14 protein-coding genes are annotated in these 24,084 nt (G+C 75.0%); 10 read left to right on the forward strand and 4 right to left on the reverse strand.

Going from position 1 to position 24,084, the window contains the following annotated elements:
* The 4 genes from ACFWOG_RS21340 to ACFWOG_RS21355 all read left to right on the forward strand — a co-directional run.
* Window positions 1–4,682: amino acid adenylation domain-containing protein (locus ACFWOG_RS21340; protein WP_380360277.1), on the forward strand; the 4,682-nt coding region annotated here is incomplete at its 5' end.
* Window positions 4,683–4,689: 7 nt separating this feature from the next.
* Complete coding sequence (locus ACFWOG_RS21345; protein ID WP_329880699.1) at window positions 4,690–5,979, forward strand: MFS transporter; 1,290 nt, start codon at window positions 4,690–4,692, stop codon at window positions 5,977–5,979.
* A gap of 71 nt (window positions 5,980–6,050) precedes the next feature.
* Window positions 6,051–6,857, forward strand: a complete 807-nt coding sequence (gene ddaH, locus ACFWOG_RS21350) for a dimethylargininase (RefSeq protein WP_329880697.1) — start codon at window positions 6,051–6,053, stop codon at window positions 6,855–6,857.
* Between the two features lie 199 nt (window positions 6,858–7,056).
* Entirely contained in the window at window positions 7,057–7,266 is a 210-nt protein-coding gene (locus ACFWOG_RS21355) for a hypothetical protein (RefSeq protein ID WP_329948169.1), read from the forward strand.
* A gap of 129 nt (window positions 7,267–7,395) precedes the next feature.
* On the opposite strand, the gene ACFWOG_RS21360 is transcribed toward ACFWOG_RS21355, so the two are convergent.
* Window positions 7,396–10,509, reverse strand: a complete 3,114-nt coding sequence (locus ACFWOG_RS21360; protein ID WP_380360280.1) for a BTAD domain-containing putative transcriptional regulator — start codon at window positions 10,507–10,509, stop codon at window positions 7,396–7,398.
* A gap of 413 nt (window positions 10,510–10,922) precedes the next feature.
* On the opposite strand from ACFWOG_RS21360, the gene ACFWOG_RS21365 reads away from it, so the two are divergent.
* Window positions 10,923–11,963 (forward strand): hypothetical protein, encoded by a 1,041-nt coding sequence (locus ACFWOG_RS21365; RefSeq protein WP_380360282.1) that lies wholly within the window; start codon window positions 10,923–10,925, stop codon window positions 11,961–11,963.
* 98 nt (window positions 11,964–12,061) lie between these two features.
* Here ACFWOG_RS21365 and ACFWOG_RS21370 read toward each other — a convergent pair whose 3' ends face one another.
* Window positions 12,062–12,541: a hypothetical protein gene (locus tag ACFWOG_RS21370; protein ID WP_329880693.1), complete on the reverse strand. Its 480-nt coding sequence runs from the start codon at window positions 12,539–12,541 to the stop codon at window positions 12,062–12,064.
* A 526-nt stretch (window positions 12,542–13,067) separates the two neighbouring features.
* Here ACFWOG_RS21370 and ACFWOG_RS21375 point away from each other — a divergent pair.
* Window positions 13,068–13,943, forward strand: coding sequence for an S-methyl-5'-thioadenosine phosphorylase (locus ACFWOG_RS21375; RefSeq protein ID WP_380360284.1), 876 nt, complete (start codon window positions 13,068–13,070; stop codon window positions 13,941–13,943).
* 21 nt (window positions 13,944–13,964) lie between these two features.
* On the opposite strand, the gene ACFWOG_RS21380 is transcribed toward ACFWOG_RS21375, so the two are convergent.
* The gene (locus ACFWOG_RS21380) at window positions 13,965–18,158 is read right to left on the reverse strand and encodes a CHAT domain-containing protein (protein WP_380360286.1); all 4,194 of its coding nucleotides are present in this window, start codon (window positions 18,156–18,158) and stop codon (window positions 13,965–13,967) included.
* A gap of 102 nt (window positions 18,159–18,260) precedes the next feature.
* Here ACFWOG_RS21380 and ACFWOG_RS21385 point away from each other — a divergent pair, with 102 nt between their 5' ends.
* The 3 genes from ACFWOG_RS21385 (at window position 18,261) to ACFWOG_RS21395 (ending at window position 21,064) form a co-directional block, all read left to right on the forward strand.
* Window positions 18,261–18,644 carry a hypothetical protein gene (locus ACFWOG_RS21385; protein ID WP_380360288.1) on the forward strand — a complete coding sequence of 128 codons (384 nt, stop codon included), beginning with the start codon at window positions 18,261–18,263 and terminating at the stop codon, window positions 18,642–18,644.
* A 7-nt stretch (window positions 18,645–18,651) separates the two neighbouring features.
* On the forward strand, window positions 18,652–19,470 hold the full coding sequence (locus ACFWOG_RS21390) for a hypothetical protein (protein ID WP_380360290.1): 819 nt from the start codon (window positions 18,652–18,654) through the stop codon (window positions 19,468–19,470).
* A 301-nt stretch (window positions 19,471–19,771) separates the two neighbouring features.
* Window positions 19,772–21,064, forward strand: a complete 1,293-nt coding sequence (locus tag ACFWOG_RS21395) for a hypothetical protein (protein WP_380360292.1) — start codon at window positions 19,772–19,774, stop codon at window positions 21,062–21,064.
* A gap of 109 nt (window positions 21,065–21,173) precedes the next feature.
* Here the strand turns inward: ACFWOG_RS21395 and ACFWOG_RS21400 are convergent, their stop codons facing one another.
* Window positions 21,174–22,937, reverse strand: coding sequence for a hypothetical protein (locus ACFWOG_RS21400; RefSeq protein WP_380360294.1), 1,764 nt, complete (start codon window positions 22,935–22,937; stop codon window positions 21,174–21,176).
* A gap of 587 nt (window positions 22,938–23,524) precedes the next feature.
* Between ACFWOG_RS21400 and ACFWOG_RS21405 the strand changes: the two genes are divergently transcribed.
* Window positions 23,525–24,052 (forward strand): hypothetical protein, encoded by a 528-nt coding sequence (locus tag ACFWOG_RS21405; RefSeq protein WP_380360296.1) that lies wholly within the window; start codon window positions 23,525–23,527, stop codon window positions 24,050–24,052.
* Window positions 24,053–24,084: the final 32 nt, after the last annotated feature.

Consider the following 24,084-nt stretch of genomic DNA (forward strand, 5'->3'; position numbering starts at 1 on the left):
GCGACCTGGTCCGCCGCACCCGCGACGGCCGGGTCGAGTACCTCGGCCGCACCGACCACCAGGTCAAGGTGCGCGGCTTCCGCATCGAACTCGGCGAGATCGAGCAGGTGCTCGCCCGCCACGAGACCGTCCGTCAGGCCGTCGTCACCCTGCACGAGAGCGCCGACGGGGACCGCCGCCTCGTCGCCCACTGCGCGACGGCCGCGCCCGGCACCGAACTCGCCCTCGAACTGCGCCGGTTCGCCGCCGAGTCGCTGCCCGCCCACATGGTGCCGTCCGCCGTCGTCACCCTCGACACGCTGCCGCTGACCGGCAGCGGCAAGATCGACCGCCGCGCCCTGCCCGACCCGGACTTCGGGCTCTTCGTCGGCGGCCGGGCCGCCCGCACCGCCCGCGAGGAACTGCTCTGCGGCCTCGTCGCCGAGGTCCTCGGGCTGCCGACCGTCTCGATCGACGACGACTTCTTCGCCCTCGGCGGCCACTCGCTGCTCGCGATGAAGCTGGTCAGCCGGGTCCGTTCGGCGCTCGGCGCCGAGCTGGGGATCCGGGACGTCTTCGAGGCCCCGACCGTGGCGGGCCTGGACCGGCGGCTGGACGGCTCCGACGCCCGGCCGGCCCTGACGGCCGGCGAGCGCCCGGAGCGGCTGCCGCTCTCCTTCGCCCAGCGACGGCTCTGGCTGATCGACCGGATGGAGGGCCCGAGCGCCCTCTACAACCTCCCGATCGCGCTGCGCCTCACCGGAGCACTGGACCCGACCGCCCTCGAAGCGGCCCTCGGCGACCTGGCGGCCCGGCACGAGAGCCTGCGCACACGTGTCACCGAGCAGGACGGCGAGCCCCACCAGTGGATCGTTCCGCCCACCGGGGCCCACGTCCCGTTCGACCGCCACCCCGCCCCGCCCGCCGACCCCGCCGCCGCCGTGGCCGCCTGCGCCGCGATCCCCTTCGACCTGGCCGCCGACCTCCCGGTCCGCGCCCACCTGCTCCCGCTCGCCCCGGACGAGCACCTGCTCGTCCTCGTCCTCCACCACATCGCCGGGGACGGCTGGTCGATGGGCCCGCTGCTGCGCGACCTCGCCGAGGCGTACGCCGCCCGGCGCGACGGCTCGGCCCCCGGGTGGCGTCAACTCCCCGTCCAGTACGCCGACTACGCGCTGTGGCAGCGCGCCCTGCTCGGGGACGAGACCGACCCCGGGAGCCGCGCCGCCGGTCAACTCGCCTACTGGCGCGAGACCCTGGCGGACCTCCCGGAGGAGCTCGCGCTCCCGGTGGACCGCCCCCGCCGCGCCGACAGCGGCCACCGCGGCGACCGCGTGGTCCTCCCGCTGGGCGCCGAACTGCACCGGGCGCTGGTCGCGTTGTCGCGCGAGCACCGGGTCACGATGTTCATGACCCTCCAGGCGGGCCTGGCGGCGCTGCTCACCCGGCTCGGCGCCGGTACCGACGTGCCGATCGGTTCGGTCGTCGCCGGTCGCACCGACGAGGCGCTGGACGACCTGGTCGGCTTCTTCGTCAACACGCTCGTCCTGCGCACCGACACGTCCGGCGACCCGGCCTTCGCCGAGCTGCTCCACCGCGTCCGGGAGGCCCAACTCGACGCTCACGCCCACCAGGACGTGCCGTTCGAGCGACTCGTCGAGGAGCTCAACCCCACCCGTTCGCTGGCCCGCCACCCGCTCTTCCAGGTGATGCTGCTGCTCCAGGGCGGCACGCCGGGCGGCGCCGGGGACGCACCGCTCGACCTGGCCGGCCTGCCGGCCACCGTCGAACCGGTCGGCGGGTACGAGGCGAAGTTCGACCTCTCCGTCGGCATGGGCGAGTCCTTCGACGCCGACGGCGCGCCCGCCGGACTGGAGTGCGCGATCGACTTCGCGACCGACCTGTTCGACCGGGGGACCGTCGAGTCGATCGCCGTCCGCTTCGGCCGGCTGCTGGCCGCGGTGGCCGCCCGCCCCGAACAGTCCATCGGCCGCGCCGACCTGCTCTCCGCCGCCGAGCGCGCGGAACTCCTCACCGAAGCGGCGGCGCCGCCGGCCGAGTCGCCGCTGCTGCCGGACGCCTTCGCGGCCCTGGCGGCCCGGACGCCGGACGCGACCGCCCTGGTCTCCGGGAGGACCCGGCTGACCTTCGCCGAGCTGGACGCGCTCGCGGACCGGCTGGCCGACCGCCTGGTCGCGGCGGGCGCCGGCCCCGAGTCGGTGGTCGCCCTGGCGCTGCCGCGGTCCGCCGAGACGGTGGTCGCCGTGCTCGCCGTCCTCAGGTCCGGCGCCGCCTCGCTCCCGCTGGACGCCGAGTACCCGGCCGACCGGACCGCCGCCATGCTCGCCGACGCCGCGCCCGCGCTGGTCCTCACCGACGACCGCTGGCCGCTGCCCGAACTGCTGGACGGCCTGGCCACCCTCTGCCCCGGCCCGGCGGACGGCCCCGCCGCCGCCCGCGCTGCCGCCGAGCGGACGGCCGCCCCCCGCACCCCGGCCACCCGAACCCCGGCCCCCCGCGCCACCGCCGGGGACGCCGCGTACGTCGTCTACACCTCCGGTTCCACCGGCCGCCCCAAGGGCGTGGTGGTGAGCCACGGCTCGATCGCCGCCCTGCTCGCCTCGCACCGGGCCCCGACCGGCCCGATCGGCGCGGCCGAGCGCGCCCACGGCCGCCTGCGCGTCGCCCTCACCGCCTCGCTCTGCTTCGACGCCTCCTGGGACGGCCTGCTCTGGCTGGTCGCCGGCCACGAACTGCACCTGCTCGGGGACGACGTCCGCCGCGACGCCGCCGCCCTCGTCCGGCACGTCCGGGCCGAGCGGGTCGACGTCCTGGAGATCACCCCCTCCTACGCCGAACAGCTGCTCGACGAGGGCCTGTTGGCCGCGCCGGCGCCGCGGGTGCTGCTGCTCGGCGGCGAGGCCGTCGGCCAGTCGCTCTGGACCAGGCTGCGGGAGGCCCCCGCCACGGCCGCGTACAACCTGTACGGGCCCACCGAGTGCACCGTCGACGCGCTCACCCAGCCGTTCGCCGCCACCGATCGCCCCGCGCTGGGCCGGACCGTCCTCGGGACTCGGGCGTACGTGCTGGACGAGCACCTGAACCCGGTGCCCGTCGGCGTCCCCGGCGAGCTGTACCTCGCCGGGGCGGGCCTGGCCCGCGGCTACCTCGGCCGCCCGGAGCTCACCGCCGAGCGCTTCGTCGCCGACCCCTTCGCCGCAGGCGTGGGCGCGCCGGGGGAGCGGATGTACCGCACCGGCGACCTGGTCCGCCGCACCCGCGACGGCGCCCTCGCCTACCTGGGCCGCACCGACCAGCAGATCAAGATCCGCGGCTTCCGCGTCGAACCCGGCGAGATCGAGCACGTGCTCACCCGTCACCCACGCGTCCACGCCACCACCGTGACGGCCCGCGAGGACGGCGCCGCCGGCCCCCGCCTGGTCGCCTACGTGGTCGCCGACGGCGGATCCGCCGCGCGGGGAACCGGCCGGGACACCGGCCCGGGAGCCACGCCCGACACCCCCCTCGACCCGGCCGAGCTGCGGGCCTTCACCGCCGAGTCGCTGCCCGCCCACATGGTCCCGTCCGCCGTCGTGCTCCTCGACGCGCTGCCGCTGACCGCCGCCGGCAAGGTCGACCTCCGCGCCCTGCCCGCCCCGGACTTCGCCGCCTCGCCCACCGGACGCCCGCCCCGCACCCCGCGCGAGGAACGGCTCTGCGGCCTCTTCGCCGAGGTCCTGGGACTGCCCGGCGTCTCCGTCGACGACGGCTTCTTCGACCTCGGCGGCCACTCGCTGCTCGCCATGAAGCTGCTGGGCCGGATCCGCACCGCCTTCGGCACCGACCTCGGGATGCGGGCCCTCTTCGAGGCCCCCACCGTCGCGGGCCTGGCCCGCCGCCTGGACGCGGCGGACGGCCCGTCGGCCGCCGCCGGCGCCCCCGGCGCCCCGGACCCCGCCGACGCCCTCGACGTGCTGCTCCCGCTCCGCGCCGGCGGCAGCAGGGCCCCGCTGTTCTGCGTCCACCCCGCCGCGGGCATCAGCTGGGTCTACTCGGGCCTGCTGCGCCACCTCGGCCCCGACCGCCCGGTCTACGGCCTCCAGGCCCGCGGCCTGCGCGGCGGCTCCCCGGCTGCCGTCACCGAGATCGCCGAGGACTACGTGCGCGAGCTGCGCACCGTCCAGCCCGAGGGCCCGTACCACCTGCTCGGCTGGTCCTTCGGCGCGGTCGTCGCCCAGGCGATGGCCGTCCGGCTCCAGGCCGACGGCGCCGAAGTCGCGCTGCTCGCCCTCCTCGACGGCGTGCCGGCCGACCCCGCCGGGTACGCGGACGCCCCGCCGTCCGACGACCCCGTCGACACCCTCGCCGAGCTGCTCGTCTCGCTCGGGTACGACCCGGCCGACGGACGCGGGCAGGCCGACCTCACCGCGCTGCTCGGCGAGGCCGCCGGCGTCCTGCCCGACGTCTTCGAACACCACCGCAAGCTGATGGCCGAACACGTGCCGGACCGCTACCGGGGCGACGCCGTCTTCTTCGGCGCCACCCTCGACAAGCCCGCGGACTGGCCCTACGAGGCGGCCTGGCGGCCGTACGTGGACGGCCGCGTCACGCTCCACCGCATCGCCTGCGAGCACGGCGCCATGACACAGCCCGACCCCGTCGCACGGATCGCTGCCGTGCTGGCCGAGAAGCTTGGAGAGTGACCCCGTCATGACCACCACTGTCTCCGTCCCGCCGCCCGTGGCGGACCCGCCGAGGAGGAGCCGCTGGGGCCTCTGGGCGCAGGGCGACTTCCGCAAGCTCTGGATCGGCGAGACGACCAGCGGCCTCGGCACCGCCGTCGGCAACGTCGCGCTCGCCCTGGTCGCCGTCGTGACCCTCGACGCCTCCCCGTTCATGGTCGGCGTGCTGACCGCCTCCGCCTGGGTGCCCTGGCTCTTCCTCGGTCTGCTGGCCGGCGCCTGGGTGGACCGCTGGCCCCGGCTGAAGGTGATGCTGGTCTGCGACCTGCTGTTGCTGCTGCTGTTCGGCAGCGTGCCGGTGGCGGGCTGGTTCGACGCCCTGACCATGGCCCAGCTGGTGGCGGTGGCGCTGCTGGCCGGTGCGGTCAAGGTGTTCTTCTCCACCGCCTACGGCGCCGTCCTGCCCGCGCTGGTCGCCAAGCAGGACCTGCTGGAGGCCAACGTCAAGCTGCGCTCGGGGGACTCCGCGGCGGAGATCGCCGGGCCGGGTCTGGCGGGCCTGCTCTCCCAGGTGTTCGGCGCGGCCAGCGGGCTGCTCGCCGACTCGGTCACCTACCTGGTGTCGGCGCTCTGCGTGGGCACCATCAAGGCCGAGGAGACGCCGCCGCCGGTCTCCGAACGGCGCGGCATCCTGCGGGAGATCGGCGAGGGCGTCCGCTTCCTGGCGCACGACCCGTACCTCCGCACGCTGGCGACCTTCGGTGCCGTCGGCAACCTCGGGCTGAACGGCATCCAGGCGGTGCAGACGGTCTTCCTGGTCCGCAGCGTGGGGGTGACGCCCGGTGGGATCGGCATGGTCTTCGCGGTGGTGTCGATCGGCGGCCTGGCCGGTGCGGCGCTGGCCGGGCGGATCGCCCGGCGGTTCGGCACGGCGCGCGGGCTGCTGCTCTGCGAACTGGTCGCCGCGCCGTTCATCCTCCTGCTGCCGTTGGCCGGTGAGCAGCTGCCGCTCGCGGCGAGCGCCGTCGCCTGGTCGGTCGCGGTCTGCGGGGTGATCGCCGGGAACGTCATCGCCGGCAGCTTCTACCAGTCGTACTGCCCGCCCGAGATGATCGGCCGGATCCGGGCCAGCGCCTCGACCGTGAACTTCAGCGCCATCCCGGTGGGCGCCCTGCTCGGCGGCTGGCTGGGCGAGGTGCTCGGTGCCCGCACCACCATCTGGATCATGGCGGGCGTGCTGCTGTCGGCCGGCGCGGTGCTGCTGGCCGGCCCCCTGCGCGGCCTGCGGAACTTCCCCGAGCGACCCGCCGACTCCTGACCCGCCCCCGGCGGACCCTCACCCCCGGTCTCCCCGGTCTCCTCACCTCCCTCACCTCCCGGAGCCCCGCCATGACCCGCACCGCCCGCCCGCGCCGCTACCTGATGTGCCGTCCGACCCACTTCGAGGTCAGCTACGCGATCAACCCCTGGATGGATCCGGCCAAGCCGGTCGACACCGGCCTCGCCGTCGCCCAGTGGGAGCGGCTGTACGAGCTCTACGGCGAGCTCGGTCACCGGGTCGACCTGATCGACCCGCTGCCCGGCCTGCCCGACATGGTGTACGCGGCGAACGGTGCGACCGTCGTCGACGGCCGGGTGCTCGGTGCCCGGTTCCGCAACGTCGAGCGCGCCGCCGAGGGCCCGGCCTACCTGGAGTGGTTCCGGGCGAACGGCTTCACGACGCACGACCCGGAGCACGTCAACGAGGGCGAGGGCGACCTGCTGCTGACCGGCGGCCACCTGCTGGCCGGGCGGGGCTTCCGCAGCGAGTCCGCCGGGCACGCCGAGGCGCAGGAGTTCCTCGGCCGGCCGGTGATCGGCCTGGACCTCGTCGACCCGCGCTTCTACCACCTCGACACCGCGCTGAGCGTGCTCGACGGCGACGAGGTCATGTACTACCCGGGCGCCTTCTCCGCGGGCAGCCGGGCGGTGCTGCGGCGGCTGTTCCCGGACGCGGTGCTGGTGGAGGAGGCGGACGCGGCGGTGTTCGGGCTCAACGCGATCAGCGACGGCCTGCACGTGGTGCTGCCGGAGGCCGCGACCGGGGTGGCGGCCCGGCTGCGGGAGCGCGGCTTCCGGCCGATCGGGGTGGACCTCTCCGAGCTGTTCAAGGGCGGCGGCAGCGTGAAGTGCTGCACCCTGGAGATCCGCCCCTAGAGGGTGCTGCGGCCACCGGGACCCGGCCCGCCCCCGCTCGCCCGCGCCCGCCCGCTCTCGGTGATGGGCGACCGGATCGACGACGGTGATCGACGCACGGTGCTCGTGCGTCGATCTGCCGTTGAACGCGCCTTGCCATGATGATCCCATCACCCCGGAAAACCCCTTCCCACCAGGGAAGACGCCCTAGGGAGCAGTCATGGCGAAGCGCTCGAACCACCGTCTCACCCGGATCCGCCTGGCCGCCGCCGGCCTCGGTCTGGCGATCGCCCTCGGTGCGGCGGGCACGGCGATGGCCGACGGTGCGACCGGCGCAGGCCAGGGCGGGGTGGTCACGACCACCCCGACCCCGACCCCGACCCCCACCGACGGCGGCGGGCACGGCGACTGGAACAGCACCGGCTCCTGACCCCCGTACCGGGCACGGCTCCCGCCGCCTCCCCGAGTGCAGAACCGTTTCTTCAACGGCCGTTGCTCCGCCCCCGCCCACACGGCACGGACGGCCCCGAGCCCTCCGCCGCACCGGCGGCCGGCCGGCTCACGGCTCGACCAGCGCGAACGCGGGCTCCGTCAGCAGCACCGCCACCTCGGCGGCCTCAGGCAGCCCCAGGCGGGCGAAGATCTCGAACGCCTGCCGGAGCCTGACCCCCGCCTCCGCCCCGCGTCCGAGGTCCGCGAGCGAGCGGCCCAGTACCACCAGCGCCTGCGCCTGGTCCCGTTCCGCCCCCAGCTCCTCGCAGAGCACCAGGGCCTGCCCGGCGTGGTCCAACGCCTCGTCGGCCCGGCCGAGCGAGCGCAGACTGTCCGCCAACCGGTAGCGCGCGTGCGCGGCCCGGTCCCGCAGACCCGCGCCCAGCGCCACCGCCAGGCACTCGCCGAACCACGTGACCGCCTCCGCGTGCCGGCCCAGCGCGTGCAGCGCCAGCCCCAGCACGTAGAGGGTGTACGCGCGCCCCGGGTCGTCCTGCCGGGTGCGCAGCTCGGCGAGCACCTCGTGGCAGATGGCCACCGCCTCGTCCGCCCGTCCGCTGCGGACCCGCGCCAGCGCGGCGTTCACCGTCGTCACCAGGGCGCCGGAACGGTGTCCCAGCGCGTTGGCCAGCAGCAGCGCCTCGTCGTAGAGGTCGACCGCCTCGTCGTAGCGGCTGAGGAACTGGCAGATCAGGCCCAGGTCGTTCAGCGCCTGACGGAGGATCACCGTGTCCCCGGCGGCCCGCGCGGCCCCGGCCGCCTGCCGGGCCGCCGCCTCGGCCGCGTCCAGCCGGGTCGCGGCGAGGGCGACGTTCCCGCGCAGGAAGTGCGCGCGCCCCTCGGCCCGGACGTCCCGGTGCCGGGCCGCGGCCTCGGCCAGCGCGTCGGCGGTGGCTGCCAGCCGGCGGCTCGGCGGGGTGAGCACGAACGGGGTGAGCGCGATCAGCAGGTCGATCGCGGCCCGCAGCGCCGACCCGTCCGCCCCACCGTGGGCCGCCCCACCGTCCGAAGCAGCCGCCCCGCCCGCCGGAGTCGCTCCCGCCGGGGTCGCTCCCGCCTGCTCCGCGACCTGGGCCGCCAGGGCCACCGCGCCCGCCCGCTCCGCCGACGCCCACGCCCGCGCGGCGTCGTGGCCGGCCAGCGGAACGCCGCGGGAGCGGGCCGGGCCGAGCGCGCCGGCCGCCGGGTCGCCCGGCACCGCGTGCTGGAACGCGGTGCACGCCGTGGCCAGCAGGTGGTCCAGCAGGCGGTCCCGGGCGGCCACCACCTCGCCGTGGTCCCGGGCCGGCTCCGCACCCTCCGCCGGCCGCCGCCGGGCGAACGCCCGCAGCAGGTCGTGGTACCGGTACCGGCCCGGGAACGGCGACTCGACCATCGCCACGTCCACCAGCGCCTCCAGCAGGTCCTCGGCGTCGTACTCGTCGAGGTCCAGCAGCGCGGCGGCCGAGGCCAGGCCGATGTCCGGCCCGTCCACCGACGCGACCAGCCGGAACGCCCGGGCCTGGTCGGCGGTCAGCTGCCGGTAGCTCAGCTCGAAGGCCGCCGCCACCGCGAGGTCCCCGATCCGCAGCTCGTCGATCCGCCGCCGCTCCACCTGGAGGCGGCGGCTGAGCGTCTCCACCGTCCACCCGGGCCTGGCGGCCAGCCGGGCGGCCACGATCCGGACCGCCAGCGGCAGGTGGCCGCAGGCCACCACCAGCTCCCGCGCCGCGTCCTGTTCGGCGGCCAGCCGTTCGGCGCCGATGGTGCGGCCCAGCAGGTCCAACGCCTCGGCGGGCTGGAACACGTCCAGGTCGACCTGGACGGTGGCGGGCAGTCCGGCCGGCCGGGTGCGCCCGGTGGTGAGCACCGCGCAGCCGACCGCCCCCGGCAGCAGCGGCCGGATCTGTGCGGCGTCCTTCGCGTTGTCCAGCACCAGCAGCAGCCGTCGTCCGTCCACCACCGAGCGGAACAGCGCCGAGCGGGCGTCCAGCCCGTCCGGCACCGCGTCCGCCGCCACCCCGAGGGCCACCAGGAACCCGCTGAGCACCGCCTCCGGATCGGCCGGGACGGGGTCGGACCCGCGCAGGTCCACGTACAGCTGGCCGTCCGGGTAGGCGTCCCGGACCCGGTGCGCGACGTGCAGCGCCAGCGCGGTCTTGCCGACCCCGCCCATGCCGACCACGGTCGCGATCACCAGGGCCTGCGGGGAGGGCGAGCCCAGGGCCTCGTCCAGCACCCGGACCGGCGCCGTCCGCCCGGTGAAGTCGGCGGCGTCCGGCGGCAGCTGCGCGGGGCGGGGCGGCGCGGCGGCCGGTCGGGCCGTCGCGCGGGCCTCGCCCGTCTCCTCCGGCTCGCCCGCCCCGGCGGCGGCCTCGGGCCCGGTGCTCCCCGCCACCGCCGGGCCCGCCGGCTCCGGCGCGGCGGGTGCGGCCAGGGCCGGGTCCCCCTCCAGGATCCGCCGGTGCAGCTGCTCCAGCTCCGTGCCCGGCCCGACCCCCAGCTCCGCGAGGAAGAGCTGCCGCACGCCGCGGAACACCGCGAGTGCGTCGGCCTGCCGTCCGGCCTGGTACAGCGCGCGCATCAGCAGCTCGTAGGCCCGCTCGTGCAGCGGGTGCTCGGTGGTGAGCGCGGTCAGCTCCGGGATGCAGCGCGAGTGACGGCCCAGCGTCAGGTCCAGGCCGATCCGCTCCTCCAGGAGGGTCAGCCGCAGTTCCTCCAGCCGCTGCCGGTGCCGCTCCGCGAACGGACCGGGGATGCCGGCCAGCGGCTCGCCCTGCCACAGTTCCAGGGCCTGGTTGAGCAGGTCGCGGGCGCGCAGCGGGTCGGTCCGGGCCGTGCGCTCCGCCTCGGCGGCCAGCGACTCGGCCTCGGCCGCGTCCACCGCGAGCTTGGGCAGCACGAGGCGGTAGCCGTCGCCCATCGACACCAGGACGCTCGGTGCCTTGTCGTCGCCGCCCCGACCGCCGTCGGCGGGCCCGTCCGTGCCGCCGACGGTTCCCCCGTCGAGGATCTTCCGCCACCGCCACGCGTAGGTGCGCACGGTGGTCATCGCGGCGTTCGGGGGCTCCTCGCCCCAGAGCGCCGCGATCAGGTCGGTGGCGCTCGCGGAGTGGCCGGGCCGCAGGAGGAGGACGGCAAGCATCGCCTGCTGCTGCGGACTGCCCACCTTGAGCGCCGACGCGCCCCGGTACGACCGCATCAGACCGAGTAAGGAAAAACGGAGATCGCCCAAATCCTGCCCCCAGCTGCCCCAGGACAGTGCCCGCCCCGCTCGTGCACATGTCAGACTTCGTGTCACCTATAAACCACAGCGCCGCACCCGATGTCGAGACTTCGTTGAGCCTGCGGTGACCGGGCGTTGAACGCGGTCGTACAGAATCGACCGTGCGGGGGGCCACCGGAGACGGTCCGGCCGGCCCCCGTCCCGCCCTGCACGCCGGGCACAGGGAAACCCCCTGCTCCCCGAACTTCCCTACCCCCCAAGGCCGCTACCGCCGCGGGCCGGTCCACCCCGCGCCTGCCTCCGCCCGGACGGCCGGGACCCCCGTGCTCCGGCCCCGCCGTCGGTCGCCGCAGCGCGGGCCACGACCATACCTTCGGAGGCGGACGTCCGTGAATACCGCTCTGCTCTACCACCTGCTCGACGTCGACCCGGCCGACGGGCCGGCCGAACTGCTCCACCGCGCCCGCGGCAGCCGCCGGCTGCCCACCCTGGTGCTCTCCGCCCTGGCCGGCGACCGCGTCCGGATGGGCGAGCCCGCCCGCGCCGAACTCCGCCGGGCCCGCGACCGCGCCGACCGCTACACCCGCCTCGCCGACGACCTCGCGCGCTCCACCGGCGTCCGCGCCCTCCGCGGCCTCCCGCTCGCCGGCTACTACCCGGCCGACCTGCTCAGGCCGCTGGACGTCCTCGACCTGGTCGCCCCCGGCGAGGCCGCCCTCTGGCAGGCCGTCGTCCGCCTGGTCACCGACCACCCGGTGGAGCACATCGAGGTCACGCTGCTCGGCGACCGCCCCCACCACACCGCCGTCACCGTCCTCTGGCCGGCCGAGGACCCGCTCGTCGACCCGTGGTACCGCGTCCGCGTCACCACCGCGGCCCTCGACGGGGACGGCGCGGGCGTCCCCGTCCGCCCCTACCTGGTCGCCGACGACCACGTCGAATGCCTCATCGCCCTCGCCGAGGAGGGCCTCCGCCGCCCCTTCCTCCCGGTCGACGTCCTCGACGTCGCGGCCCTCGACCGGCAACCCTTCGAACCCGCCGAGACCGCCGCCGTCGTTGCCGCCTACCGGCTCGCCCCCGAGGCCGCGGCCCTCCTCGACCTCGCCGCCACGTACCTCCCGCTCGGCCCGCTGGCCCTGGTCCGTGCCTCCCTCGAAGCCGAACTCGCCCCCGAGAGCCGCCGCCGCACCGAGGCCGCCGCCGCCCTGCGCCCCGCCGCCCTGCGCCCCGCCGCCCGCCACGGCACCCTGCTGCGCCGTACGGCCATCCGCCACGACTGGGACGAGGCCCTTCTGGCCCCCGTGCCCGACGGCCCGCTCCTGCTCACCCCCGTCGCCGACTACCTCCTCACCCCCGCCCCGGACTCCGCCACGCAGGAGGAACGCGCGGCGGGGCTGCGGGCGCTCCACGACTGGGACGCACTCTGTTGACCGGGCCGCTTCGCCTCGCTAGGCCCCGCCCGCCGCCACGGCTGCGACCACGGCGGCGACCACGGCGGCGACAGGCCGGTCGGTCGGCCGGAGAAGTCCTACTCCTCGACCGGTTCGGCGTCGCTCAGGTCCTCCACCCGCACCGGCCGTCGCCCGTCGAACACCACGGCCAGGCCGTACGGGTCGCAGACCGGCAGGCTCCCTTCGGTGAACCGCAGCTGCCACCCGTCCACGAAGAAGTCGACCTGCGGGGCGCCCAGCGGAAGCTCCGCGGCCGGCGCCGCGAGGTAGTGCCCCGCCTCCTCCGCCGAAAGCCCGAGCGACCCCGGGTCCGAGGCCATCACCCGCTGGACGAACCCGAGCGCCGCCCCGACGAAGCGGTCCACCTCCGCGACCACCTCGCCGAGAAGCGTCCGATCCACCTGCCCCGGCTCCTCGCCGGCCTCCAGCAGCACGTTGACCTCGACCGGCTCCCCGCCCCGCGCGCACCGGGGCGGCTCCGTCACTCCCCAGACCCGCAACCCGCCCGGCCCGTCCGCGACCGGCACCAGCCTGCCGAACCCCGCGCCCGCCGTCACGCCCGCTCACCGCTCCCGGTCACCGGCCACCTCTCGTTTCGCTCCAGTCGCTCTCAGCGTAGGGCCCGACCACCGCGGCTCCCTCGACCCGTCCGCCCTTCTCGCTTCACGTCCACGGGAGTTGCCGGTTCGCCGGCGGACGGTCGAGCCTTGACCGGACATCGAACTTAGGCAAGGCTAACCTTCATGTCGGATGACTTCCCGGTGCACGGCCTCTCGGGCGTGGCGCCGCCGGGCTCGCCGCCGCCGCACCCGGCTGGAAGGCCGTCGCCGAGCACCCGGTCATGGAACGGATCGGCCCCGCGCAGCGGATCGCCGCCGCCGTCCTGCGCGTCCCGATGCTCGGTCACCGCCCCTACGCGGTGGCCGAGCTGACCGCCGGCGGACCGCCCCGCTGACGACGCGGCCCACCACCAGGCCCGGCCGGGGCCGCCCGACGCGGCCGGACCGCCGCCGGGTACCCCTCGTCCGTCGCGCCCTCCTAGGGTGGCCGGTGCAACCCCGCCCGCCCCCGAGAGGTGACCACGTGACGACCACCCGGCCCGCACCCGATCCGGCCCCGCGCGCGGAACTCGGCGTGATCGGCGGCTCCGGCCTGTACGCGCTGCTCGACGACGTCACCGAAGTCACCGTCGACACCCCGTACGGGCCGCCCAGCGACTCGCTGTTCGTCGGCGAGGTGGGCGGCCGACGGGTCGCGTTCCTGCCCCGGCACGGGCGCGACCACGCCGTCCCGCCGCACCGGATCAACTACCGCGCCAACCTCTGGGCCCTGCACTCCCTCGGGGTCCGCCAGGTGCTCGGCCCCTGCGCGGTCGGCGGGCTGCGCCCCGCGTACGGGCCGGGCACCCTGCTCGTGCCCGACCAGTTCGTCGACCGCACCTCCGGCCGGGAGCAGACCTTCTACGACGGCGTCCCGCTCCCCGACGGCTCCGTCCCGGGCGTCGTGCACGCGCCGATGGCCGATCCCTACTGCCCGGCGGGCCGCGGCGCCGTCCTGGCGGCGGCCCGGGCCGCCACCTGGGAACCGGTCGACGGCGGCACCCTCGTGGTGATCGAGGGCCCGCGCTTCTCCACCCGCGCCGAGTCCCGCTGGTTCACCGCGAACGGCTGGTCGGTCGTCGGCATGACCGGCCACCCGGAGGCCGTCCTCGCCCGCGAACTCGCCCTCTGCTACACCTCCCTGAACCTGGTCACCGACCTGGACGCGGGCGTGGAGAGCGGCGAGGGCGTGACCCACGCCGAGGTGCTGAAGGTCTTCGCCCGAAACGTGGACCGGCTGCGCACGGTCCTCTTCACCGCCCTGGAGGCCCTCCCCGCCACCCGCACCTGCCCCTGCCCGCACGCCCTCGACGGCTTCACCCCCGGCCTCCCCGGCCTCCCCGGCCTCCCGACCACCTGACCGGGACTGCCCGGCCCGCCCTCAGGCGCCCGCGTGGACGTAGGCGGCCCAGATGTGCGGGCGGTCGGGTGTCCGGCGGCGGAGTTCGCGGACGGTGTGGTGCAGGGCGAGGGCGCTCCCCGGGGTGTCGTCGGCCGTCACTCGGCGGTAGAAGTCGCGGGTGACGTGGTCCGCGTGCGCGCTGTCGATCTCCCAGAGCGTGCCGACCGCGGCGGGGAAGCCGGCGAGCAGGAAGGCACTCGTGATGTGGATGGCTTCGTCGCTGAGCCGCTCCGAGGTGCGCGCCGTGCCGCACGCCGTGAGGAAGGCGAGCCTGGCGGCGTGCGGCCGGGCCCGGCAGATCTCCAGGACGGAGAGCTGCTCGCCGCTGGGCAGGTGGAGCCGGGCGCCGGACGGTTCGGCCGGGTCGGTGGCCGCGTGGCAGCCGAAGTGCACCCACTGGGTGCCGCCGAGTGCGCCGAGGACGGCCTCGCGGGTCGCCGCGGTGCCGACCAGCGGCGCGGGCGCCCGGAGCAGGCCGGCGGCGTAGCGGGCCGCCTCCGCGACGCCGGGCATCTCGTTCTCGGGGGCGGCGACCAGCAGGGCGGCGGTCCCTCCGGCGGCCGGGCCGCCGCCCTCGCGGTGGGCGGCCCGGGAGCGGGCGTACGCCAGGGTCTGGAACCCGGGGACGTAGGAGGAGACGACGGTGTCGAGCGCGGCGCCGCAGCCGTGCTCGTCGCAGTCGGGCAGGGTGCACTGGGCGGCGTGCAGCGGCAGGGCGTGGAAGGCCCCGGTGGGGATCCACCAGATCCGGGGCCACGCCCCGGACTCGGGCACGGGTCCGTCGGCCCCCAGATTGGCGAGGACGGGGCGGACGATCTTGTGCCAGGTCCAGGACAGGGTGCGACGCGTGGTGGCCCCGGCGCCGACGAGGTCGGCCGGGGAGGGCCGGGCGGAGCCCCGGAGGCTGACGGCGCCGACGGCTTCGCGCAGCCGGTGGGCCGTGTCGGTGAGCTCGTCGGTCGGGGGTGCGAGGGGCAGCGCGGTGATCGTCCGGCCGGTCACCACGAGGGCGTGGAGGTAGTGCGGGCCCTGGAGGAGGACGACGACGGGCCCGTCGACGGCCAGCTCGCGCAACCGGTCGCCGGTGAGCGGCCGGAGGAAGGCGTCGAATCCGGGCAGGGTACGGATGTGTCCGATCAGCTCGTCGAGGTCCCGCGAGGCGTGGAGCCCGTCGAGCCGGGCCCGCTCGGGCACGACGTCGGGGGCCCGGCGAGGCCCGGCCTCGGCCGGACGGGGGGCCGGCCCGGTCGCCGGTCCGGCCTCCGGCCCGGTCGTGGTCAGATCGGCCAGCAGGCCGGTGAGCCGCTCGAACTCGCCCGCCGGCCCCGGGTGGGCGGCCCGCAGATCACCGAGGTCGGCGCTCGCCTCGATCCGCCGCGACAGCAGCAGCCCGCGCCCGCGCTCCAGCAGCTCGACGGCCCGCTCGACGTCGGGCCCGTCGACCACGGACCCCGTCCGGCGGGCGCCCGTGTCCCGGCCGGCAGCCACCGACAGGATCAGCTCGACGATGCCCCGGAGGTCCCCGTCGAACGAGGACAGCCCGTGCTCGGCCGCGGGCTGTGAGCTGCCCCGGTCGGTGACCTGCGCCAGCAGGTCGACGGCCACCTCGACGTGCGCAAGGGCCTTGGGGATGCCAGACCTCGACGCCCGCAGGGCATCCTGCGCGCCCCAGATCTCGATGTGCACCCTGGTCGCCACGGAGGGCGTGAAGCCGCCGGGAATCCGCGGGTTGATGGCGATCAGGCCCTCGAACAGCAGACGGTCCACGGCTTCCAGCCGGTTCGAGCTCTCGGGTGCCGGCCCTGTCGAGTCCACCGGTGGTGGGAACTGCAGGGTTCCGACGGCCATGGAGACGGGGATCCGCAGGAGGTCGGCCCACCCCTCGGGGGCCTCCGGCGCGACGGTGGCGATGACCCGCTCGATCTCGTCGATGAAACGCCGACTCTGACCGGGGTCGCTGCTCCCGTTCGCCCATACCCGTTGGGTGAGGACGGTGACGAGCGTCATCGCGGACGTCAGCCGTCGGCGGTGACCCGGGACGAACGCGGCGAACGTCGTCCGGCACCGGTCGACCAGCTCGTCGGTGAGGACGGCCTTCGGACGACCCCCCGGGCCGAGGAGGTCGATCAGGTTGAGGCAGTCATCGCCGACCGCGTCGAGCCGCAACTGCGCCGTCCACCTGGCCGAGCTCGTTTCGGCGCCGAGTTCCTTGATCCGCAGCGCCGCCCGGCGGGCCAGGGCCAGCTGGTCCGGCTCGTGACCGAGCAGGTAGTTCTGCACGGCGGTGGCGTACTCGGTGTTGGCTGACACGAACGCCTGGGCGAGGCCGGTGGCCCTGCGCGGGTCCCTGGGGCGGATCGCTGCTTCGGCGATGACCGCGGCTGCCTCGCGAGCGGCCTCCGGATCGATGCGAAAGGCAGAGACGGCCGTGAGGGCGTAGGCGAGGAGCTCGTCGGTGGCCTCGGAGTCCGCAGGGGCACGGGTGCGGGCGTAGCGGAGCAGCTGGATGATCTCGTCGATGACACCGAGGTCCTGGGAGGTGTTGGCCCGGACCATCAGGGTGGTGCCGAGGGTCGCGGCCACGTGGGCCCTCTGGAGGCTCTCGTTCTCGGTGAGTTCGGCCATGATCGCGCGCAACTCCGCGATCGCGTGGTCGAGGCCGTCCGTGTCGCCGGGGTCGATGAGGTCGAGCCGCAGAGCAGCGAACCGGGTCGGCAGGGACCTCAGCCGGGCGAGCTGCGGGTCGTCGAGGCCGTCGGCCGGTTCCGAGGGGAGGGCGGCGATCACGGCGAGGGCCAGGGCCGGCGCGTAGTGGCCAGCGAGCAGTGGATCGCAGATCGACGAGCCCGCCGGTGACGTGCGGGCGACCTCCTCGGTCAGCGTTCTCACGTCGGCATCCCTCCGGGCGGCCCCGGCCGGGTCGACCGCCCGCGATTCGTCGGCCCTGAGCCCGGTGAGGGCAGCCAGGACGGCAACGTAGGCGTAGCGGCGCGGCTCCTCCGGGGGGACCGCGGCCAGTGCGGCGCGGAACCGGGTGATCTGCTCGTCTGGGAATCTCGTGCCCGTGCTCATCGAGTCCGCGACGGCGAGGAGTTCCAGCTCGATGTCGGGGGGCGCGCCCTGGTGGTCGTACAGCTCCCGGAGCTGGTTCACGAGCTCCCCTGCCGCGCCCGGGTCGAGCTGTTCGGGGGCGGTGCCGTCACCTCGCTCCCGGAGGAACGCCTGCTGCGCCACGCTCAGGGCGGCGGTGACGACGGGATGCGCCGGGTGCTCGGCGGGTGTGGCGGCGAGGGCCGAGCGCAGCCGGTGCACGGCGCAGGCGATCCGGCAGGCGTCGTGCTCCCGGGTGCCTGCCTCGGTGAGGACGAGTCCGATCCGCAGCTCGAACTGCCCCGGCCAGGAGGTCGAATCGGCCTGGAGCTCGCGCACCGTCCGCAGGGCCTCCAGGGCTTCCGGGGGCAGGGTGCCGGCCGGGGCCGCCGCGACTAGACGGTCGACCTCCGCGAGCGGCGGGTCCCCGAGCATTCGCGCCGCGTCCAGGACGGTTCCGAGGGCGAGCGCGGCCATGCCGGTGCCGGCCGCGTCCAGGTCGCCGGGGGTGACGGAGGACAGTGCCCCGGTCGCCACCCGGCCGTGCCGCCCGGCGACGGCCAGCGCGCCCGGATCGGCGGTGAGCCGGAACCGGGCCAGCTCCAGTACGAGGGCCTGCATGGTCAATCCGATGTCCCCGTCGGGCCCCTCCGGCAGCAGGCTCCGGGCGAACGCGGACCAGGCGAGCGCGCGGCCCAGGGCTGCCAGTCGGTCGGGTTCGGCGACATCCGGGGCTTCGATCAGCTCGCCGTGGGCGGCGCCCGCGAGTTGGGCGAAGCGCGCGTCGTGGAGCGGGTCGGCGGGGTCGAAGGATTCGCGCAGCACGGCCGGGAACCGGATGTCCCCGGGGATGCGGGATTGCAGGAAGCCGGAGGTGGCGCCGATGAAGAGAACGTTGACGGCGGCCTCCGGGTCGTCCGGCCCCTCGTGCCGGAACCAGAACGTCCGGAAGACGGCGAAGACCCTGTCGAGATCGACGGGACTCTCGGGCCATGTCGTCGCCTCGCGCAGGAGCGCGTACGCCTCGTCCGTCACCTCCGGAGCCCGGAGCGGTAGTGCGTCGTCGGTGTCCCTGTACCTCAACAGCCTTGCAGTAAACCGTTGGTGAAGGTCAGTCACGTATTCAGCGTAACCTGACGTATCGTGGCGAGGAGCGCATCGAGGGGGAACGGTAAGGGAGAGCCCGTGGGAGCCGGGGGCAAGGAGCGGCGGGTCTTCGAGGACGCCGTCGAGTACCTGTGCCGCAACGCCGGGGCGTTGCGCGATCTCGTTGGAGCGACCCGTTGGGACGGGCCCTTCGCCCTCGTCCGCGACGGCGACCCGGCCACCGGCGCGTGGCACGACGCCGTCCGGGCCCTCCACGAGGCCGCCGAGGACGCCGGAATCCCCGGCGGGATCGGCCTGCGCACCACGATGGGGGTCGGCGACTGGCCGGGCGGGCCCACGCCGCGGTCGGTCGGCTGGGTCTGCCCCACGGACCGCTGCGCCCGGGTCGACCTGCCGGACGACGCCCCGCCGGACGCCCGGGTCTGCGCGCTGAGCGGCGGACCGCTGCGCCGAGTGGACTGAGGCGAGTATGGGCCTGCTCCTCGAACTCCAGAAACGCATCCCCGACGGGTGGTTCCTGCGCCGCCTGCTGCCCGCCGTCCTCCTGGTCGTCGTCGCCGCCGTCGGGGGCCGGCTCGGGCACCGGCACTGGGCCGACCGCGGCCTCGCCCGGGAGGCGGTCGCCGGTGTGCTGCGGTTCGACGGCGGACTCGCGTCCGACAGCGCGGCGGTGCTCGCCCTCCTCGCGGTGGCCGCGGTGGCCGCTGCGTTCCTGCTGCCCTTCGCCGCCGGGGCGGTGGGCGCGCTGGCGTCGGGGGCCTGGCCCTGGTGGCTGACGCCGTTGGGGGAGCGGCTGACCCGCCGTCGGGCACGCCGCTGGGCGCCGCCCGCGGAGATCGCCCGGCAGGCCGTCCGGGCCCGCGTGGCCGGCCGCGAACTGCGCGCCGCCCGGCTCGACGCGCTCCGGGCCCGGGCGAACCCGATCGCTCCCACCGGCCCCACCTGGTCGGGCGACCGGCTGCGCGCGGCGGAGGAGCGCATCAGGGCGACGACCGGCGCGGACGTCGCCGAGGCGTGGACGGGCCTGTTCCTCGGTGCGTCCGACGCTTCCCGCGAGGCGCTGAGCGCGGTCCGCGACTCCTACGACGCGGCCTGCGAGGGCCTGGTGTGGGGCGCCGCCTTCGCCGTCGTCGGCCTCTGGTGGTGGCCCTCGGCGGTGGTGGGGATCCTCGTCGGCCTCGCCTCGTGGCGCTCCCTGCGCCGCGCCGTGGACTCCCTCTGCCGTACCACCGAGGCCGTCTTCGCCCTGCGGCAGACCGACAGCCCGACCACTCCGTCCAACCCCTGACCCCGGCCCCCGCCCGTACCGCGCGGGACGTCGGACGGGCCGACTTCCCGCGCGCGCCCGGGCCGGGCAGACGCCGGCGGCGGGCGCCCGCCGGTGCCCTGCCGCGCACCGGCCCCACCCCTACGCGGCCCCGTCGCTGCCCGTTCGGGCGGACCTCCCGCCGGTGGGGCCGGATCGGCGGCCCGGCCGGGTCGGCGGGCGACAGGATGCGTGCGGCGGTCCCCCCGGAGGACCGCCCCGCTACGCCCCGAAGCCCGAAGCCCGAAGCCCGACGCCCCGACGCCCCGCCCAGGAGACTGCCATGGCCCAGCGAAATCCCGTCCGGATCCCCGTCCGGAGGCTGGTGATCGGGTGCACGACGCTCGTCGCCACGGGTGCCGTGATCCTCACCCTCGCTCCCGCGCCGACCTCGTCCGCCGCGGAACGGCCGTCCGGAGCCGCGCGCCCGGTGCTGACGTTCAGCAGCCTGGACGGTCCGGTCACGAAGGCGGAGATCGAGTCCTTCCGCTCCTACGCCCTGACGCTCACTCCCGCCCCGAACAACATCCGCAACCAGTGGGCCCAGGGACACAGCGGCGAGGACACCAAGGCGATGGGCCTGGTGTACGAGGTGTCCGCCGACCGGGCGGTCCTCGACCGGATGATCGTCTTCTGCGATGCCGTCCTCTCCGAGCGCAACGACCTGGCGGCGAAGCCGGTCGGGCAGCACGTGCTCTGGACCGGCAAGGTCGATCCGGCCTGGCCCAACGACGTGTCGGCCGCGCCCGTCGGTACCGGTGGCGAGCAGGGCGATCCGGTCGGCCACCTGGCCTACTGCGCGCAGCTCGTCCTGCGGACGCCCGCCCTCTGGCAGACGAAGGTGCCCGACCACGACCCGCACGGTTACGGTGCCACCTACCTCGACCGGGCGAAGCGGTTCGTCAAGGAGGCCGACACCGCCGTGGACCGCCACATCCTGGGCCGGCTGCTGGACGTCTCGAAGGGCGACCGCCAGTACTTCGCCGCGGACTCGCCGTACAAGGGCGGCAAGCCGGTGCCGTGGAACCAGCAGATGATGTTCGACTACGCCTTCCAGAACCTGGCGGTCGCCCACCAGCTGCTGGGCGACGACGCGAAGCGGGTCGCCCGGTACGACCGGCTGGTGCAGGCCAGCGTGGACTGGTTCTTCGCGGAGGCCCGCAGCTACCGGGATCCCGCCGGGAAGACCGCCTACGACTGGGTGTACGCGGCGCAGACCCGGGACAAGGAGGACAACAACCACGGCAGCCTGGACTGCGCGGGCCTCTACCGTGCCTACCTGTCCGGCCGGTACGGCATCACCGCCCAGCAGTTGGCGCCGCTGGCGAACACCTTCGTGGACGTGATGAGCACCGGATCGGGCCACTACGCCGGGCGTGTGGACGGCACCGGCGGCACCGGGAACAGCGCGCCGACGAGCTACGTCCGCAGCGGCTGGCTGCTCACGGCGGAGTTCCGGCCGGACGCCTACGACAAGCTGATGAAGGCCAACTTCCCGAAGCGGACGACGACCGCCGCCGACCAGTTCTCCCGCGCGCTGATGCTCAAGTCCCGTCTGAACAAGCCGAAGGGCTGATCGGGCCCCGCCGGCCGACCGGCCGCGACGGGGCGGCGTGCCGGTCGAAGCCGCAGTCCTCGGCGAAGCGCTGCGACTGCGACTGCGACCGGCACGCGCACCGCAGGCCCTAGAGCTCCCGGACGTGGGGCGGGTTGCCGGTGGAGATGGACAGCTTCCCCTGCTGGATCTGGACGTCGCACCCGCGGGTCAGCAGGCCGTAGTCCTTCGTCAGCGAGAAGTTGCCCCGGCCGAAGGTGACGCCGAGTCCCCGATCGAAGGTCACCCACTTCTTGAACTCGTTGATCCCGAAGAAGAGGATCCGGTCCGGCATGGTGACGAACAGCCGCTCGCCGTCGTGGCTGAGCTTCATCCCCCCGCCGACGGTGAGCAGGCCCTTCACGTGTCCTTCGCCGGCGTGCAGCTCGTTCAGATCGGCCTTGTCGGCGACGACGGCGCCGAGGTCGTGTCCACCGTCGCGGTAGACACGGACGCCGGACTTGGGGAACTCGATCCACCCGTCGGAGGTGTCACGGCCCTGGACCCACTTGGTGTTGACACCGTTGAGGTCGGCCTTGTCCGCGGCGACGGTGCCCCAGTCCTGGGTGCCGTCCTTGCGGACGTTGATGCCGGCCTGGGGGAAGTCGATCCAGCCGTTGCCGTGGTCGCGGTCGCCGACCCATGTGGTGTTGAGGCCGTTGAGGTCGGCCTTGTCGGCGGTGACGGTGCCGAGGTTCTGGGTGCCGTCCTTGTGGACGGTGGTTCCGGCTTGGGGGAAGTCGATCCAGCCGTTTCCGGCGGCGCGGTCGCCGACCCATGTGGTGTTGACGCCGTTGACGTCGGCGCGGTCGGCGGTGACGACGCCGAGGTCCTTGTGGGGGCCGTGGTAGACGTCGATGCCGGTGTCGGGGAAGTCGATCCAGCCGGAGTCGGGGGTCCGTCCCTTGACCGACCCGGTCCTCACGTCCTGTACGTCGGCGGTCTTCGCCGTGACCGTGCCCGCAGCACCGTTCCGGTCGTCGACCTTCACGCCGTCCGGGGTGAAGGTGACCCGGCCCTTGTCCGCCGTCCCCTCGATCCACGGGGATCGCGTCCCGCTCCCGAACTCCGGGATGAGCGCGTGGACGGTGGTGGTGAGGAAGTAGCCGTGCTGCGGCTGCCCGCCGTTGTCCGTCCCGGCGATCAGCGTGTACGTGGTGCCGCGCTTCGGGGCGGGGACGGACCAGCTGAAGGACGTGTCGACCACCGGAGGCGCGGTGACCGCCTGCACGGCGTGGGCCGCCGTGCCGTCCGGGTAGCGGATCCAGTAGTCGAGGTTGCTGGGCCCGTTCCACTTGAGTTCGAGCCACTGGCCCGCGTCCGTGTCCAGCAGGGACTGCGTCGCGCGGAAGTTGCGCGGCACCTTCGGGGACTGCTTGGCCAACGCCAGCGTGGTGGTGAAGGAGTCCGTCGGCATGGCCGCGTTGCCGTCGCCGCCACCGGTCCTCTCGTGGATCTTGACGAGGACCAGGCCGTCGCCCCGGGTGACGGGGATGTTCTCCAGCTTGAGGATGATCCCCTCGTTGCCGGGCAGGGTGACCTTCTTCCCCGGCCAGGTGCCGTGCTGGGCCCGGAACACGCGCCGGGTGTCGTCCCAGGCGAACTTCGGTTCGTCCAGCCAGGGCGGCGGCGTGTACGTCATGGAGAAGCCCGGTGTGATCGCCGCGGCGTCCGCCGTGAGGTGATCGGGGTCGGAGCCGACCGGGATCTCCACGTCGATGTACCTCCACTCCACCTCTTCCTGGTGGGAGTTGGAGACGATCACGTACACCGTCCCCACGGACGGTGCCCCGTCGGACGACGCCTGCAGTGACGTCGGATCCGTGACGATCTCGTAGTGCAGCAAGGACGGCACAGCGCGGACTCCCTACCTCGGCGTTACACACGGTGCGGGCAGCGGACGCACAGCGGGGCCGGGTGTCGCGAAGTGCCGTTCGGGTCGTTCGGGGCCCCACGCCGCGCCCGAGGACAGGTGCCAACAGGCCTGTCGACGGTAAGCAGCCCCCACCCGTCCGGGCATCGCGATCACGTGCAGCTGGCCCGAACCGATCTCGATCTGGCCGGAACCGCGGATCCCGGATTTCTCGGGTTCGGGGCAATCAACACCGTTGGCAAAAAGAGGAGTTGAGGGGAATTCAGCCAGGGTCGCGGCGGGCGCCTCCCGCCCGTTCGGTGGCTCGGCCGCGAGCAGGTCGGAGGCGTCCCGGCCGCCGTCGAGCTGCGGGGAGTCCACGGGCAGGCCGCCGTACCCGGCGAGGGCGGTTCGGCGGCCGGGCGTCGGCCGGGGGCGGCCGGTGCAATATCTGCCAAGTCCTCTTGCTCGTGGGGTCATGGTGAATCACAGGCGTTGACCGGAAGAGGTCGGTTGTCGACCATGGCCGTGCAGAGTCCGACCGCTCGGGTCGTCGGACCCGTCCCGACCCCCCTTGGAGGGGATCGCCCATGCGCAAGTCACTGGGTACGGCACTCGCCGCCGCCGTCCTTGCCGTCGGCGGGTCGTTCGCCGCCGCCGGCCCTGCGGGAGCGGCGGAGGACGGCCGTCCGGTCGCGGGCTCGGGGCAGGCGGCGAGCGTCCGCCTCATCTGCTACTGGGCTCATGTCGCAGGCATCGGGTGGCAGAACGGCAGCAGCTGCAACGGCGCCGTCGCGGGAACCGTCGGCGAGGGGCGGGCGGTCGAGGCACTGAAGTTCAGCACCAGCGGCATGTCCGGACTGTGCGCCCGTGCACACGTGTCCACCCTCGGCTGGCAGCCCTGGGCCCGTGTCGGGGACGGCGGGATCCTCCAGATCGGCACCACCGGTCAGTCCCTGGCGATCGAGGCCGTCGAGTTCCTGACGGACGGCAGGAGCATGGACGCCGACGCGCACCTGAGCGGCTACGGCTGGCAGGGGTGGCGGAGCGGCGGGCGCGTCCTGGTCGGTACCACCGGTGAGAACCGCGCGATCGAGGCGATCAAGGTGATCGGCTGATCCCGGAGCCGAGCCCGGCCCGTTCCCGAGCT

It is taken from the genome of Kitasatospora sp. NPDC058406 (assembly GCF_042722765.1).
Classification (GTDB): Bacteria; Actinomycetota; Actinomycetes; order Streptomycetales; family Streptomycetaceae; genus Kitasatospora.